The sequence below is a fragment of the Streptomyces sp. NPDC102441 genome (genome assembly GCF_044765585.1).
In the GTDB taxonomy this organism is placed as follows: domain Bacteria; phylum Actinomycetota; class Actinomycetes; order Streptomycetales; family Streptomycetaceae; genus Streptomyces.
The window spans coordinates 45,637-61,080 of the sequence record NZ_JBIWKH010000001.1; the positions used below are offsets into that span (position 1 = coordinate 45,637).

Annotated in this window: 13 protein-coding genes; 3 read left to right on the top strand and 10 right to left on the bottom strand. The window is 72.9% G+C overall.

What is annotated here, in order from left to right; genetic code table 11:
• Positions 1 to 13: 13 nt before the first annotated feature.
• From ACIREO_RS00200 to rimP, 10 genes are all read right to left on the bottom strand, one after another.
• Complete coding sequence (locus ACIREO_RS00200) at positions 14 to 1,117, bottom strand: XdhC family protein (protein WP_404102831.1); 1,104 nt, start codon at positions 1,115 to 1,117, stop codon at positions 14 to 16.
• A 76-nt stretch (positions 1,118 to 1,193) separates the two neighbouring features.
• Entirely contained in the window at positions 1,194 to 2,147 is a 954-nt protein-coding gene (locus ACIREO_RS00205; protein ID WP_404102833.1) for a bifunctional riboflavin kinase/FAD synthetase, read from the bottom strand.
• Positions 2,148 to 2,190: 43 nt separating this feature from the next.
• Complete coding sequence (locus tag ACIREO_RS00210; RefSeq protein ID WP_404102836.1) at positions 2,191 to 5,751, bottom strand: trypsin-like peptidase domain-containing protein; 3,561 nt, start codon at positions 5,749 to 5,751, stop codon at positions 2,191 to 2,193.
• Between the two features lie 227 nt (positions 5,752 to 5,978).
• Entirely contained in the window at positions 5,979 to 6,929 is a 951-nt protein-coding gene (truB, locus tag ACIREO_RS00215; RefSeq protein ID WP_404102838.1) for a tRNA pseudouridine(55) synthase TruB, read from the bottom strand.
• Entirely contained in the window at positions 6,926 to 7,396 is a 471-nt protein-coding gene (rbfA, locus tag ACIREO_RS00220) for a 30S ribosome-binding factor RbfA (RefSeq protein ID WP_404102840.1), read from the bottom strand. The genes truB and rbfA overlap by 4 nt, the downstream gene beginning before the upstream one ends.
• 25 nt (positions 7,397 to 7,421) lie before the next feature.
• On the bottom strand, positions 7,422 to 7,718 hold the full coding sequence (locus tag ACIREO_RS00225) for a DUF503 domain-containing protein (RefSeq protein ID WP_056792835.1): 297 nt from the start codon (positions 7,716 to 7,718) through the stop codon (positions 7,422 to 7,424).
• Between the two features lie 201 nt (positions 7,719 to 7,919).
• Entirely contained in the window at positions 7,920 to 11,054 is a 3,135-nt protein-coding gene (infB, locus tag ACIREO_RS00230) for a translation initiation factor IF-2 (protein ID WP_404102843.1), read from the bottom strand.
• Positions 11,055 to 11,202: 148 nt separating this feature from the next.
• A complete protein-coding gene (locus tag ACIREO_RS00235; protein ID WP_014153747.1) occupies positions 11,203 to 11,481 on the bottom strand; it encodes a YlxR family protein in 279 nt (92 codons plus the stop codon).
• A gap of 150 nt (positions 11,482 to 11,631) precedes the next feature.
• A complete protein-coding gene (gene nusA, locus ACIREO_RS00240) occupies positions 11,632 to 12,672 on the bottom strand; it encodes a transcription termination factor NusA (RefSeq protein ID WP_404102846.1) in 1,041 nt (346 codons plus the stop codon).
• 2 nt (positions 12,673 to 12,674) lie between these two features.
• Positions 12,675 to 13,172: a ribosome maturation factor RimP gene (gene rimP / locus ACIREO_RS00245; RefSeq protein WP_404102849.1), complete on the bottom strand. Its 498-nt coding sequence runs from the start codon at positions 13,170 to 13,172 to the stop codon at positions 12,675 to 12,677.
• A gap of 171 nt (positions 13,173 to 13,343) precedes the next feature.
• Here rimP and ACIREO_RS00250 point away from each other — a divergent pair, with 171 nt between their 5' ends.
• The 3 genes from ACIREO_RS00250 to ACIREO_RS00260 are packed head-to-tail and all read left to right on the top strand — an operon-like array spanning position 13,344 to position 15,310.
• On the top strand, positions 13,344 to 13,868 hold the full coding sequence (locus ACIREO_RS00250; protein WP_404102852.1) for a hypothetical protein: 525 nt from the start codon (positions 13,344 to 13,346) through the stop codon (positions 13,866 to 13,868).
• On the top strand, positions 13,865 to 14,359 hold the full coding sequence (locus ACIREO_RS00255) for a ferritin-like domain-containing protein (RefSeq protein ID WP_404102854.1): 495 nt from the start codon (positions 13,865 to 13,867) through the stop codon (positions 14,357 to 14,359). Before ACIREO_RS00250 ends, ACIREO_RS00255 begins: the two co-directional genes overlap by 4 nt.
• Positions 14,360 to 14,395: 36 nt before the next feature.
• Positions 14,396 to 15,310, top strand: a complete 915-nt coding sequence (locus ACIREO_RS00260) for an aminoglycoside phosphotransferase family protein (RefSeq protein WP_404102857.1) — start codon at positions 14,396 to 14,398, stop codon at positions 15,308 to 15,310.
• Positions 15,311 to 15,444 lie beyond the last annotated feature (134 nt).

Genomic DNA, 15,444 nt, shown 5'->3' on the forward strand with positions numbered 1-15,444 from the left:
GCCTGCCCCGCGCTCAGGACGTGTGGTGGATCGTGCCCGCCAGCTCACCCAGCGGGCGGCCCGTGCCGCCCCAGCGGTGCTGGATGATCTCGGCGGCGATGGAGACGGCCGTCTCCTCCGGTGTACGGGCTCCGAGGTCGAGGCCTACGGGTGAGGCGAGGCGGGTCAGTTCCGCCTCGTCCACCCCTGCCTCCCGCAGCCGGGCGATCCGGTCGGCGTGCGTGCGTCTGCTGCCCATCACACCGATGTACGCGGCGGGGGTGCGCAGCGCGGCGACCAGCAGGGGCACATCGAACTTAGGGTCGTGGGTCAGGACGCAGACGACGGTACGCGCGTCCACCGGGGTCGATTCCAGGTAGGTGTGCGGCCAGGCGCAGATGACCTCGTCGGCCGTGGGGAAGCGCTCCCGGGTGGCGAAGGCGGAGCGCGCGTCGCACACCGTCACCCGGTAGCCGAGGAAGGACCCGATCCTCGCGGTGGCCGCCGCGTGGTCGATGGCGCCGAAGACGAGCATGCGGGGCGCGGGGGTGTACGTCTGGACGAAGACGGTGACGTCCTGCATCCGGCGCTCGCCGTGCGCGCCGTACCGGATGCTGCCGGTGGCTCCCTGGGCCAGCATGCCCCGCGCGTCGTCGGTGACGGCAGCGTCGAGCCCCTCGTCGCCGAGCGAACCGCTGACAAGGCCGGTGAGGACCATCCTGCGGGCGCCGGGCCGGGCCGCTCCGGAGACCACGGTGGCGAGTGCGACGGGTTCCCCGGCGGCGATGGTGCCGGCGAGTTCCATCAGTCCGTCCCGGTCGGCCGCCTCGACGAAGGGCCGTACCAGGACGTCGATGGTGCCGCCGCAGGTCAGCCCGGTGCCGAAGGCCTCGTCGTCGCTGATGCCGTAGGTCCGCAGCTCCGTCCTGCCGGTGGTGAGCGTCTCGGTGGCGACCTCGTACACATCGCTCTCCACGCACCCCCCGGAGACACTGCCCGCCACCGCTCCCGTGGAGGTGACCGCCATCGAGGCGCCGGGGGCCCGTGGCGCGCTGCCCCGCACCGCGACGACCGTGGCCAGGGCGAAGGGCGTACCGGCGGAGTGCCAGTCACGCAGTTCCGACAGCAGTTCACGCACGGCGGGCGTCCTCCCGGCTCGACGGCTCCTGCCCCCGACCATGCCCCGGTGCCGGCGTGCGCACCACAGGAAGGCGTCAGGCCTGCTCGTACGCCGCGATCAGCTCGCTGGACCGCTTCACGTCGGCGGCCATCGCCACGAGGAGGTCGTCGATCGACTCGAACTTCAGCATGCCGCGTACATACGACAGGAAGTCCACCGCCACGTGCAGCCCGTACAGGTCGAGGCCGACGCGGTCGATGGCGTACGCCTCGACGGTCCGCTCCGTGCCGTCGAACTGCGGGTTGGTGCCCACGGAGATCGCGGCGGGCATCGCCTCGCCGTCCACCGTGAGCCAGCCGGCGTAGACGCCGTCGGCGGGGATGGCGGTGTGCGGAAGGGTTTCCACGTTCGCCGTGGGGAAGCCGAGCTCGCGGCCCCGCTGGGCTCCGCGCACGACGACGCCCTCGACGCGGTGCGGGCGGCCGAGGATCTCCGCGGCCCCTTCGACGTCGCCCCCGGCGATCAGGCGGCGGGTGAGCGTGGAGGAGAACGGCTCGCCGCCGCCCGCGTCGCCGCTCACGTAGAGGTCGATGACCTCGACCTGGAAGTCGTATGTCGGGCCCAGCTCCGCGAGGAAGGTGACGTTGCCCGCCGCCCGGTGGCCGAAACGGAAGTTGGGGCCCTCGATGACCAGCTTCGCGTGGAGCTTGTCGACGAGCACCTTCACGACGAAGTCCTCGGGCGAGAGCTGCGAGAACTCGGCGGTGAACGGCAGGATCAGCACCGCGTCCACCCCCAGCCCGGCCATGAGCTCGGCACGCCTGTGGTGCGGTGCGAGCAGCGGCGGGTGCGTGCCGGGGCGGACGACCTCGCTGGGATGCGGGTCGAAGGTGACGACGACGGAGGGCACGCCGAGCTCGCGCGCGCGCTCCACGGCACGGCCGATGATCAGCTGGTGTCCGCGGTGCACCCCGTCGTAGGAGCCGATGGTGACGACGCTGCGTCCCCAGCCCTCAGGGATGTCCTCCAAGCCACGCCAGCAGTGCACTGTGACCGCTCCTCGCCCGAACCTGTGTACGTGTGTATGTCCATTACGCAGGTCTAAGACTGCCATGCTCACGTCCCGCGGCCTGCATCGGCATCGGGATCCCGGGCCGCGAGCCGTCCAGCGTCTCCATCGTCCGCCGGGCGCCTGGACCCACGACGGCGGCCCACTCCTGCGGGGCGTCCGCCAGCCAGCGGGTGACGAGGGCCGCGAATCCGGGCACGTCCCGGGCGAGTTCGACCAGGCCGCGGTCGAAGCGGGCCGCGCCCTCGGGCGTGCGTACGAGGAGCATCCCGGTGCGGTGCACCAGGGCCCGTGTGCGGGCTTCGGGGCGGCGTCCGGAGCCGGCCGCGGCTGCCCGGAGCAGGGCGTCGAGGACCTCCGGGTCCTTCCCGGTCTCCTGTTCGAAGTCCAGCAGAACCTCCAGCAGCTCGGCCCGCAGCGGCCTCGAAGCCGCGCTTCCGGGAGCGGCGAGCACCTGGGCCAGCGCGGCGCGTACGGGTGGTGGCACGGGGCGGCCCCGCAGCAGCCCGGTCATCAGGGGCAGCAGGAGCGCCCGGGCGGCAGGGCTGTGCTCCAGCCGCAGGTCCACATAGGCGGCGGCCTGCACCCCGGCGTCCTCACCGGGGCGGCTGCGGCTCTCGACGTAGTCGCGTACGAGCCCCGGGGCGTGCAGCGCCAGAGCCGGGGCATCCAGGGAGGCCAGCTCCCGCAGGACTCCGTCGGCGGCCTCCCCCGGCAGTGCCAGACGGGCGCGCAGCGCCGCGAGCACCGGCTCGGGGTGCTCGGGGAACACCCTCGTGAGCAGCCCCACCGGCAGCCGGGGGTCTCCGGCCGCGAAGAGCCTCAGGGCCTGCGGCAGATAGCGGCCCCCGGTGGCCGGGTCCCGTACGAGCACGGTGAGTGCCTGGGCGTGCAGGGCCGTGTCGTCCGGCCGGGCCAGCAGGGTGAGCGCCGCCCCGCGCAGCAGGGCGCGGTCGGAGGCCGCGAGGGTGCGGGCGGCGGCGAGCGCGGCGTGGACGGCCGCGGCGGCGCGCCGCGCGGGCCGCTCCTCGTCGCACGCCCACCGGTCGACTGCCCTGCAGAGGGCGGTCGGCTCGTCCTCGGCGAGGGTGGTGAGGAGTTCGGCCGCACGCGGGTGGACGGTGTCGACGAGCGCCTCGGCCAGGTCGTCGACGGCGAGGTCCCGGCGGGCGTACAGGAGTGCCTGGGCGGCGGCGGCCACGGTGAGCCGCATCGGCAGGCCCTCCTCGGCCGGCAGGGGGCTCTCGTCGGTGAACCAGCGGCACAGCAGCACCTGCACGGCCCTGGGGTGAGCGGCCAGGCGCCGGGACACAGCGTCCAGATACCGTTCGCCGCCGTCCGGGCGTGGGGTGCCGTCCGCGGGCAGGAGGCGGCGCAGGAGATCGATACGGTTGTCCTCGGGGAGCCGGATCCGGCGCCAGAACCACGGCTCGAATCCGGCGTAGGGCCCGAGCACGGCCGGGCCGCCGCCGGACAGCGAACGCCGGGTGATCCGTCCGGCCAGCACCCGCAGCACCCCGAGGCAGGGCCGGGCGTCGTCCACCCTGAGCAGGCTCTCCCGCAGCAGGTGTGCCGCCCACCAGGCCGCGTCGGTGAGCCGCCGCTGCGCGCCCGGACCGGTCGGCAGGCGGTCCATCGCCTCGATCAGATCCGCCATCCGATGGGCCAGCGCCGCGTGCCCCTGCCGCCGCTCCAGCAGGAGCATGGCCTGGAGCACGGGGCCGATGCGATGGCGCGGCACAGGAAGGTTGTGAGGTTGCGCCGGATCCTGCGGGGCGGGCGCGGGTTCTTCGGAGGCCCCTTCCGCGTGCCAGCGGTGGACCAGCGAGTGGAGCGCCGCGTCCAGGTCGAGGTGCGCGCCCTGCACCCAGTCGCCCAGTTCCTCGTGGGCGAACCTGTATCCCGCGCCCGCCGGGACCAGCAGGCCCTCCGTGAGTACGGCCGACGCCCAGCCCGTGCGCCAGGGGAAGAGCTCCTCGAACGCCGCCCGGTCCAGCTCGCCCTGCCCCGGTCCGAGGCAGCGCCTGGCCGCCTCGTGGACCTGGCCGGCCACCTTCGCCGCCAGTCTGCGCACCGCCGTGCCCCTGAGCCGGGGTTCGGCCTGGGCCCCGATCCGGACGGCGATCCGGACGCAGGCGAGGTCCAGATGGGCGGCGAAGACCTCCTCGGTGCCGGGCCTGCCGGGTACGTCGGGGGGCAGCGCCGCCCGGACCTCGGCGAGCAGGCGCAGAGTGAGGGGGTGCCGGTCGTGGCCCGGCGCGATCGTGCCGGGCGGGATGCCGTACCGCTCCCAGGCCCGCTCGGCCTGTTCCTCCGTGAGGTCGCCGAGCCGGACGGCCGGCGGCAGACCCCGGGCAGGCCGCTCCGGACGGTGCAGGGCGCCCGGGGGGTACAGGGCGCCGGCGGTCTCCCAGTGCTCCGGGCGGCAGGCGACGACCATCCGCACCTCGTGGGCCGGCAGCCACTCCGCGCTCGCCCCGGCCCACGCCGCCAGCCGGTGGGCCAGCAGGGGCGGCATCTCCTCCGGGCCGTCCACGACGACCAGGAGCGGGTTCCCTGAGGCCGCGGCGAGGCGGGCCACCCGCTCGGGGGTGGCGGACTCCATCTCCCCCCAGGCCCCGGCAGCGGTGATGATCCTCCCGGAGCGCTGCAGCGCCCTGGTCATCGCGTCGGTCACCGAGGTGTCGTCGGCCAGCAGATCGGCTCCGCGCAACCAGAGCGTCAGGGCGGGCACGGGTCCGCGGGCCCTGCGGTCGGCCAGGGCCGCGAGCTCCGTGGTGCGCCCCGTCCCGGGGGCGCCGACCAGGCCGAGCACGGGCCCCGTGCCGGTCTCGAAGGCGGTGAACTCCGCGCTGACGTCAGGGCGTTCGACAGCCTCCGTGCCACAGGGCCGGCTGTCGGCATGGCCGAGCGAGGTGGCGGTCAGCTGCAGCGCCCCGGCGAGGTTGAGATCCTGGCCGTACCCCGGGACAGCGCTCGCGTTGCGCCGGAGCACCTCGGCCAGCGGCCCCGGGGCGTCCTGGGGGGTCAGCGGCACCGCGAGCCCGGCCGTCTCGCGCCCGGCGCTCAGGGCGGTCGAGAGAACCCCCAGGACGGCTCCGGTGCGCGGGTCGGTCACGGGCCCGCCGACAGCGGCTCCGCCGGAGCGCAGCGCGTCGCGCCCGTCCGTACCGAGCGCCAGCTCCAGCGCCTCGCCCACGTGGTGCTCGCGTCCGTCCTCGGAGTACGTCGCGGGAGTCGTCCCGAGCACCCGCGCCTCGCGCCAGCCGTGTGCGGCGATCCGCACATAGGTGCCCGCCCCGATCTCCTCACGTACGGCGATGGGGAGCGGCTCCACCCCCAGGGTCCCGGGGCCGCCGGTGCGCAGCAGGGCGAGGCCGAGAGCGGGCAGCGCGGTGATGTCGTCGGGGCCGACGGGGCAACTGCGGCCGTCGGCGGAGTACAGCGTCAGGGGCACGGAGCGTGCGACGGCCTGATGGCTGGTGACGACCGTGCCCCGGTCGTCCGCGACGAAGCCGGTCCCCCGCGGCCGGCCGGCCTGATCGCAGATTCTCACAAGTTTCGACCGGTCCCCGGTGCCCATGGTCCGACGGTAGGTCCCAGGTGATCGGCACGGGAAACGCACGGGGCGAAAGCGCCCCCCTCGCACCCCCCTGTCACTCCGAGCGCCCGTCCATTGGGGTGAATCGGCGGGTCCTCGTGGACAGGGATGGTCACCGGAGGGGGATTGTGGAGCGGGCACGCACCTGGGGGGCTGCCCGCTCCACGATGGGCCGGCCACACGGGGAGGCCGGCCCACTGAGGCCTCCGTCAGGCGAAGACGGCGAGGCTCTTGGCCTTGCCCTTCTGCTCCTCGACGAGCACGAGGAAGGTCCCGTCGGGCCCGAAGACCCCGACCGGCCCCGGCGGATACGACGGCATGTCCAGCCGGACGCCGTTGAGCAGCAGTTTGGCGCGCTTCTCGTCCACGTCCCAGCGCGGGAACGCCGAGGCGGCCGCCTCGGCCACCGGCATCACGGTCAGCTCCTGTTGGTGCTGGTCGAGGGTGCGCGCCCCGTCGAGGCCGTACGGCCCGACGCGGGTGCGCCGCAGCGCGGTCAGATGCCCGCCGACACCGAGCCCGGCGCCGAGGTCACGGGCCAGGGCCCGGATGTACGTACCCGAGGAGCACACGACGGACACGACCAGGTCGACGACCGGGGTGCCGTCCTCCGCGACCGCTTCGCGGACGTCGTGGACCCGGAAGGACGAGATGGTCACCGGGCGGGCCGGGATCTCGAACTCCTCGCCGCCGCGCACCCGGGCGTAGGACCGCTTGCCGTCGATCTTGATGGCGCTGACCTTGGACGGCACCTGCATGATCGCGCCGCTCAGCGCGGCGACCCCGGCGTCGATGCCCTCACGGGTCACTCCCGAGGCGTCGGCGGACGAGGTGATCTCGCCCTCCGCGTCGTCGGTGACGGTGTCCTGACCGAGCCTGATCGTTCCCAGGTACTCCTTCTCGGTCAGCGCGAGATGACCGAGCAGTTTGGTCGCGCGCTCCACGCCGAGTACGAGGACACCGGTCGCCATCGGGTCCAGCGTGCCGGCGTGGCCGACCCGCCGGGTGCGGGCGATGCCGCGCATCTTGGCCACGACGTCGTGCGAAGTGAAGCCGGACGGCTTGTCGACGATGACAAGGCCCTCCCGTCGCCCACCACCACCCTTGCCAGAGGTCGCTGCGCTCCCACCGCCCTGATCCTGCGTTTTGTTCTGCGTCATGCGGAAGGTGAGCCCTCGCCGTTCTCGCCGGACTCGTCGTCCTCGTCCTCCGGCTTGCGGTACGGGTCCGCGTCGCCGGCGTACGCGGCACCCGAGGACGCCTCGCGGACCTTGGCGTCCGAGGCACGTGCCCGGTCGAGCAGGTCCTCGATCGCCTTGGCGTTGTCCGGCAGGGCGTCGGCCACGAAGGCCAGCGTCGGGGTGAACTTCGTCCCCGCAGCCGCACCGACCGCCGAACGCAGGATGCCCTTGGCGCTCTCCAGGCCGGCGGCCGCACTGGCCCGCTCCTCGTCGTCGCCGTAGACCGTGTAGAAGACCGTGGCCTCCCGCAGGTCGCCGGTGACACGGGTGTCCGTGATGGTCACGTGCGTGCCCAGACGCGGGTCCTTGATGCCGCGCTGCAGTTTCTCGGCGACCACCACCTGGATGAGGTCCGCCAGCTTTTTTGCCCGCGCGTTGTCGGCCACTGGTCCGTCTCCTTCTTGAACATGCTCAGTCTTCTTCGTCATTGTGCAGCCGCCGTCGTACGGACAGCAGCTCCACCTCCGGCCGGCCCGCGATCATGCGCTCGCACCGGTCGAGTACGTCTGTGAGGTGCCCGGTGTCCCCGGAGACCACGGCAAGACCGATCTGGGCCCTGCGGTAAAGGTCCTGGCCGCCCGTCTCCGCGACGCTCACCGCGAACTTGCGGTGGATCTCCGCGACGATCGGGCGGACGATGGAGCGTTTCTCCTTCAACGACCGTACGTCGCCGAGGAGCAGATCGAAGGACAGAGTCCCCACATACATGTATGTCCGGATGTCCCGCCGGTTCGGGTTCGGGGCCCGGGGGTCGCCCCCGGGCTGGCACAGCCACGCCCCGCCGTCACTCGGCGGGACATCCGAACCGTACACGGAACGGCCGGGGCCGATCGACGGAAATAACGACCCGTCGACCGGCCCCGACCGTGCTGGAGAGCCCGGGGGTCGCCCCCCGGGGTTCCCCGTGGATCAGCCTCGCGGCTTCTCGCGGATCTCGTACGTCGCGATGACGTCGTCGATCTTGATGTCGTTGAAGTTTCCGAGGTTGATACCGCCCTCGAAGCCTTCGCGGATCTCGGTGACGTCGTCCTTGAAGCGACGCAGACCCGAGATGTTGAGGCTCTCCGCGATGACCTTGCCATCGCGCAGCAGGCGCGCCTTCGTGTTGCGCTTGACCTCGCCGGAGCGGACCAGCACACCGGCGATGTTGCCCAGCTTGGACGAGCGGAAGATCTCGCGGATCTCCGCCGTGCCGAGCTCGACCTCTTCGTACTCCGGCTTGAGCATGCCCTTGAGGGCTGCTTCGATCTCTTCGATCGCCTGGTAGATGACCGAGTAGTACCGGACGTCCACACCTTCGCGGTCGGCCATCTGCGCGGCACGCCCTGCGGCGCGCACGTTGAAGCCGATCACGATGGCGTCGGAGCCGGTCGCCAGGTTGATGTCCGACTCGGTCACCGCACCCACACCGCGGTGCAGGATCCGGATGTCGACCTCTTCACCGACGTCGAGCTGGAGCAGCGAGGACTCGAGAGCCTCCACCGAACCGGACGCGTCGCCCTTGATGATGAGGTTGAGCTCCTGGACCAGACCGGCCTTGAGCGCCTCGTCCAGGTTCTCCAGGGAGAACCGGACACCCTTGCGGGCGAAGTTGGCGTTGCGCTCACGGGCGGCACGCTTCTCAGCGATCTGACGGGCCGTACGGTCCTCGTCGACAACCAGGAGGTTGTCGCCGGCACCCGGGACGTTGGTGAGACCCAGGACCAGGACGGGGGTCGACGGACCCGCTTCCTCGACGTTCTGACCGTTGTCGTCGAGCATCGCCCGGACACGGCCGTACGCGTCGCCGACGACCACCGTGTCGCCGATGCGCAGCGTGCCGCGCTGGACGAGGACGGTCGAGACGGCACCGCGGCCGCGGTCGAGGTGGGACTCGATCGCAATACCCTGCGCGTCCTGCTCCGGGTTGGCCCGCAGGTCGAGCGAGGCGTCGGCGGTGAGGACGACGGCCTCCAGGAGGGACTCGATGTTGAGGCCCTGCTTGGCGGAGATGTCGACGAACATCGTGTCGCCGCCGTACTCCTCGGCCACCAGCCCGAACTCGGTGAGCTGACCGCGCACCTTGGTCGGGTCGGCACCCTCGACGTCGATCTTGTTGACCGCGACCACGATCGGCACCTCGGCCGCCTTGGCGTGGTTCAGCGCCTCGATCGTCTGGGGCATCACACCGTCGTTCGCCGCCACCACGAGGATCGCGATGTCGGTGGACTTCGCACCACGTGCACGCATGGCGGTGAACGCCTCGTGACCCGGGGTGTCGATGAAGGTGATCCTGCGGTCCTCGCCGTTGACCTCGGCGCCGACCTGGTACGCACCGATGTGCTGCGTGATACCGCCGGCCTCGCCCGCGACGACGTTCGTCTTGCGGATCGCGTCCAGCAGCCGGGTCTTACCGTGGTCGACGTGACCCATGACGGTCACGACCGGCGGACGGGAGACCAGGGCCTCTTCGCCGCCCTCGTCCTCACCGAACTCGATGTCGAAGGACCCGAGCAGCTCGCGGTCCTCCTCCTCCGGGCTGACGATCTCGAGGACGAAGTTCATCTCGTCCGCGAGAAGCTTCAGCGTCTCGTCGGGGACCGACTGCGTGGCCGTGACCATCTCGCCGAGGTTCATCATCACGCCGACGAGAGACGCCGGGTTCGCGTTGATCTTCTCCGCGAAGTCCGTGAGGGAGGCACCGCGGGACAGCCGCACAGCCTGCCCGTTGCCGCGGGGCAGCATGACGCCGCCCACCGACGGGGCCTGCATGGACTCGTACTCCTGGCGCCTCTGCCGCTTCGACTTGCGGCCACGACGCGCGGGACCGCCGGGACGGCCGAACGCACCCTGTGTGCCACCACGGGCACCCGGGCCGCCGGGACGTCCACCGAAGCCGGGACGACCGCCGAAGCCGCCGCCACCGGGACGACCGGGAGCGCCACCGCCACCGGGACCACCGGGACGGCCGGCGAAGCCGCCACCGCCACCGCCGGGACCGGCCGGACGGCCTGCGAAGCCGCCACCACCGGGACGACCGCCACCGCCACCGGGACGACCGCCGCCGCCACCGGGACCACGACCGCCGCCACCGCCGGGGCCACCGCCGGGGCGGGGGCCCGCAGCGGGACGCTGCGGCATCATGCCGGGGTTCGGACGGTTACCCGAGGGGGCACCTCCCGGACGGGGAGCCTGCGGACGGGGCATGCCGCCCGGAGACGGACGTGCGCCACCCTGGCCCTGGGGGCGCGGGGCGCCGCCGGGACCACCCTGGGGGCGCGGGGCGCCGGGGCGCTCCTGACCGCCACCGGGGCGCGGGGCACCGCCGGGACGGGGCGCCTGCGGGCGCGCCATGCCGGTGGAACCGCCGGAGGTGAAGGGGTTGTTGCCCGGACGGGGACCGGCCGGACGTGCGCCGCCGGGACGCGCGGGGCGGTCGCCGCCACGCTCGCCACCACGGCCGCCGTCACGCTGGCCACCGTCGCGGCCGCCGTCACGCTGACCGCCGGCCGGAGCCGGACGGGCGGGGCGGGGGCCGGGGGTGGCACCCGCGGGACGCGGGGCCTGCTGCGGTGCGGCCGGCTGCTGCGGTGCGGCAGGCTGCTGCGGCGCGGCCGGCTGCTGGGCCGGAGCCGGAGCCGAGAACTCCGCGGCGGGCACCGGGGTGACCGGGGCGGGCTTCGGCGCGGGCTTGGGGCCCGGACGGGGGCCCGCCGACGGCGCGGAAGGCGCTGCTGCGGGGGTGCTGCTCTCCGGGGTCTCCGCGGCGGCCGGCTTGGGGGCCGGGACGCCGGGCTTCGGGGCAGCAGGACGTGCCGCAGCGGCCGGGGAGGGCGCTGCGGGCTTCGAGGGGGCGGCCTTGCGAGGCGCGCCAGGCTTGGCAGCGGACTTGCCGGCGTTGCCGCCGGGACCCTGCAGTGCGTCAGTCAATTTGCGTACAACCGGCGCCTCGATCGTCGAGGACGCCGAACGGACGAATTCACCGAGTTCTTGGAGCTTGGCCATGACGACCTTGCTCTCGACGCCGAACTCCTTGGCGAGTTCGTATACCCGGACCTTAGCCACTTCGCTCCTTTTAGGTCCGGGTTACCGCCGGACCGTCGCTACTTCATGGGCGTACTCATCGCGTACTCATCGAGTGCTCATCGCAATCTCGACCTACTTCCAACTCGCGAGGTACCTGACCGCACGGGGACCCGTGCCGTTCACTTTCTTACGGTGTCACCCGCTCGACGAACCGCTGCAGTGCCGCGGAATCGAACGGCCCCTTGGCCTTGAAGGCCCGGGGGAATGCCCGGCGGCGGACCGCCAGGTCGAGACAGACAGAGGCGGGGTGAACATACGCACCCCGGCCGGGCAGCGTACCGCGTGGATCAGGGACAACTTCTCCCTCGTCCACCACGATGCGCAGCAGCTCGCTCTTGGCCGCTCGCTCCCGGCATCCCACACAGGTTCGCTCGGGGCAAGCGCGGGCGTGCGTCCGGCCAGACACGTTTAAGTCTACCTCCCCGCACCGACCTCACCCCATGGGGGTAAGAATCGAACGGATGTTGTCGTGATCTCAGCGGCAATTCGCCTCGATCTATTCCTTCGGAGCCGGTCCGGGGCCCGCCCGGGGCGGGCCCCGACGCAGGTCCGGGGGTCAGCCGCGCTCGGAACGCTCCCGGGCGCGCTCGGCGCGCTCGCGGTCGGCGACGTCCCGCTCCTCGTCCGTCTCGGTGTCCGGACGGATGTCGATGCGCCAGCCGGTGAGACGGGCCGCCAGGCGGGCGTTCTGCCCCTCCTTGCCGATCGCCAGCGACAGCTGGTAGTCCGGCACGGTCACCCGGGCGGAGCGCGTCCCGAGGTCCACGACCTCGACCTCGCTCACCCGTGCGGGTGAAAGCGCGTTGGCGACCATCTCGGCAGGGTCGTCCGACCAGTCCACGATGTCGATCTTCTCGCCGTGCAGCTCGGCCATGACATTGCGCACACGGCTGCCCATCGGGCCGATGCAGGCACCCTTCGGGTTGAGACCGGCCCGGGTGGAACGTACGGCGATCTTGGTGCGGTGGCCCGCCTCGCGGGCGATGGCCTCGATGACGACCGACCCGTCCGCGATCTCCGGAACCTCCAGCGCGAAGAGCTTCTTCACCAGGTTCGGGTGGGTACGCGACAGCGTCACGGACGGACCGCGCACCCCCTTGGCCACCCGTACGACATACGTACGAAGCCGCAGGCCATGGGTGTACTCCTCGCCCGGCACCTGCTCCTGCACCGGGAGGATGGCTTCCATCTTGCCGATGTCGACCAGGACGTTCTTCGGGTCCTTGCCCTGCTGGACCAGGCCCGTGACGACGTCACCCTCGTGGCCCGCGTACTCGCCGAAGGTCCTGTCGTCCTCGGCGTCGCGCAGCCGCTGCAGGATGACCTGCTTGGCGGTGGTCGCGGCGATACGGCCGAAGCCGGACGGCGTGTCGTCGAACTCCTTGGGCTCCTGGCCCTCCTCGAGCTCGGCCGGGTCGTCCTTCGCCCACACCGTGACATGGCCGCCGGCGTCCAGCTCGACGCGCGCACGGCGGTGACTGCCGTCGGTGCGGTGGTACGCGATGAGGAGGGCCGACTCGATCGCCCCGACGAGCACGTCGAAGGGGATCTCCTTGTCCTGCGCCAAGCCCTTCAGAAGCTTTACATCGATGTCCACGGCTACGCCTCCTCTTCCTTCTTGTCCTTGCGGTTGAATTCGATCTCCACGCGCGCCTTGGTGATCTCGTCGAAGGCGACACGGCGCGACGTGGGCTTGCGGCCCTTGACGCCCGGCACTTCCAGATCGAGTCCCTCGTCGTCCACCCCGAGGATGCGGGCCACCAGCTCGCCGCCCTCGCTCAGGGTGAGCCTGGCCAGCCGGCCCGTGGCACGTACGTAGTGGCGGTGCTCGGTCAACGGGCGGTCAGCGCCCGGAGAGCTCACTTCGAGGACGTACTCGCCCTCACCCATGGCGTCGGTCTCGTCCAGCGTCTGAGAGATGTCTCGGCTGAGCTCCGCGCAGGTGTCGAGCTCCACGCCGTCCTCGGAATCCACGATCACTCGCAGCACCCGGCGGCGGCCCGCCTTGGACACCTCGATCTCCTCGAGGTCCAGCTCCTTGGCGCTGACGAGCGGATCCAGCAGTTCGCGCAGCCTGTCGCTCTGGGTGGTGCTCATCCGGGTGACTCCTCGGCCGCGTGTGCTGTTGTGGGGATCGTCGCGTGTCAGGTCAAAGGGTATCCGGTCCGCAGGGGTGTTGCCGTCCGCCTCCCGCCCGGCCGCAGGTACGCTCACCCCCGGTGATCACTTCAGGTCAAAAACTGTCAGAAACCAGGCTGAAGGAGACAAGTGCACCGCACGGGGACGACGCGCAGGAGTGTGCTCACCGCTACGGGAGCCCTCGCCCTGGGTGCGGTGCTGACCGGCTGCGGGGACGGTCCGGGGACGGGAAGCGCCCCCGGAGGCGCTGATGCCAGGGCCGCCTCCCTCCGGGCCCGGACGGCACTTCGGGCGTCGGCAGCCCGTGACAGTGCTTCCCTGCTCTCCCGCTACGAACAGGTCGCGGCCGCGCACCCGGTGACGGAGCCCGGGCTCGCACCGATGGGGGCGGCCGTGCGGGAGCACCTCGCGGCGCTGGGCGGGCCGCCTGAGGCCGCGAGCGGCTCCCCTGCCCCGGCCCCGCCCGCGGCCGCCACCGACGCGCGCGCGGCCTTGCGGGAGCTGGCGGCCGAGGAGCGCAGGGTGGCGGACGGCCGCGCCACGGCCCTGCTGGCCGCCGAGCCGGAACTGGCCAGGCTGCTGGCCTCGATCGCCGCGGCCGGCGCGGCCCACGCGTACCTGCTGACCGAACTGGCCAAGGAGACCCCGGCATGACACAGGAGGCCGGAACGGACGACGCCAAGGGGGAGCTGCGGGCCGCGCAGGCCGCACTCGCCGCGGAGCACGCCGCCGTGTACGGATACGGGGCGCTCGGCGGCAGGCTGGAGGACGGCCGCCGCAGCGACGCGACGGCGGCCTGTGACGCCCACCGGGCCCGGCGGGACGCGCTCGCGCGGACGGTGCGCGACCTGGGCGGGACACCCGTGGCGGCGCACGCCGCGTACACCCTGCCCTTCGCTGTGCGCGATCCGGCGACCGCGATGCGGCTCGCCGCCTTCCTGGAGGACCGGGTCGCGGGCGTGTACTCCGATCTCGTACGGGCCGCCCGGGGGCCGCTTCGGCAGGACGCCACGGGAGCGCTCCGGGAGGCCGCGGTGCGTGCGGTGCGCTGGCGCGGCACCGGCGTAGCCTTTCCTGGGCTCGCCGAGAAGGCCGCTCCGCCGGAGAACACGGCGGAGGCAGGGGCCGCGGGTGTCACGCACTGAGCAAGCGATCACGCTCTGAAAGGGAACAAGGCACGTATGGGTTTCGAACCGCCGCAGCGTCTGGTGCGAGCGCTCGGCGAGATGTACGGGGACACGGCCGCCGCCGAGTGGCTCGGGCGGCTCCCCGCACTCACGGACGACGCCCTGTCCGCGCACTCGGTCTCCCTGGACAGGGTGTGCGCCCCCGGCGGGCGCAGCAGCCTCGTCCTCCTGGTGCACCGGGCCGACGGCACGCCCGCCGTGCTGAAGATCGCGCCTCCCGGGGCCGCCCCCTCGCTCGAGGGTGCCGCGCTCACGCACTGGAAGGGCTGGGGCGCCGTCGAGCTCACGGCGGCTCCGCCCACCGCGGTGCCCGAGGGCGCCCTCCTGCTGGAGCGGCTGCACCACGAGGTGTCCCTGCGCTCCCTTCCCGAGGCGAAGGCCCTGCTGGAGGCCGCCGGCACGGTGCGGCGACTGTGGGTCGAGCCGCCGGCCGGCCACGCCTTCGAGACCGTCGTGGAGCGCACCGCCCGGCAGGTGGAGCCCATGCGGGAAGCCGCCGTGCGCGACCCCGCGCTGGAACCGCTCGTCTCGGCGGCCCTCGCGGCCCGTGAGGAGCTGGTCCAGGACTCCCCCGAGGTCTTCCTGCTGCACGGCAACTTCCGGCAGAGCAAGGTTCTGGCGGGTGAGCGCGCTCCGTGGCTGGCGGTCGGTCCGGAGCCGCTGACCGGGGAGCGGGCGTACGACCTGGCGCGGCTGGTGCGTGACCGGGTCGAGGACCTGATCGCCTCGCCCGGCGGTGCCGTGACGGCCCGCCGGCGGGTCAAGAAGCTCGCGGACTCGCTGGAGATCGACCAGGCGCGACTGCGCGGCTGGACGCTGTACCGGGCCGTCGAGTCCGGCACGCGGGCGCTGACGGTGGGGCGTACGCAGGACGGCGAACTCTCGCTGGAGTTCGCGGACTGGCTCTGAGGGCTGTCCCGTACGGACAGCGGAGGGGGGGGCCCCCCCGGGGGGGGGGCCCCCCCGGGGGGGGGGGGGCGCCCCCGGGGGGGGGGGGGGGGGGCGGGGCCGGGGGGGGGGGGGGCCGCGCGGCGCCCCGGCGG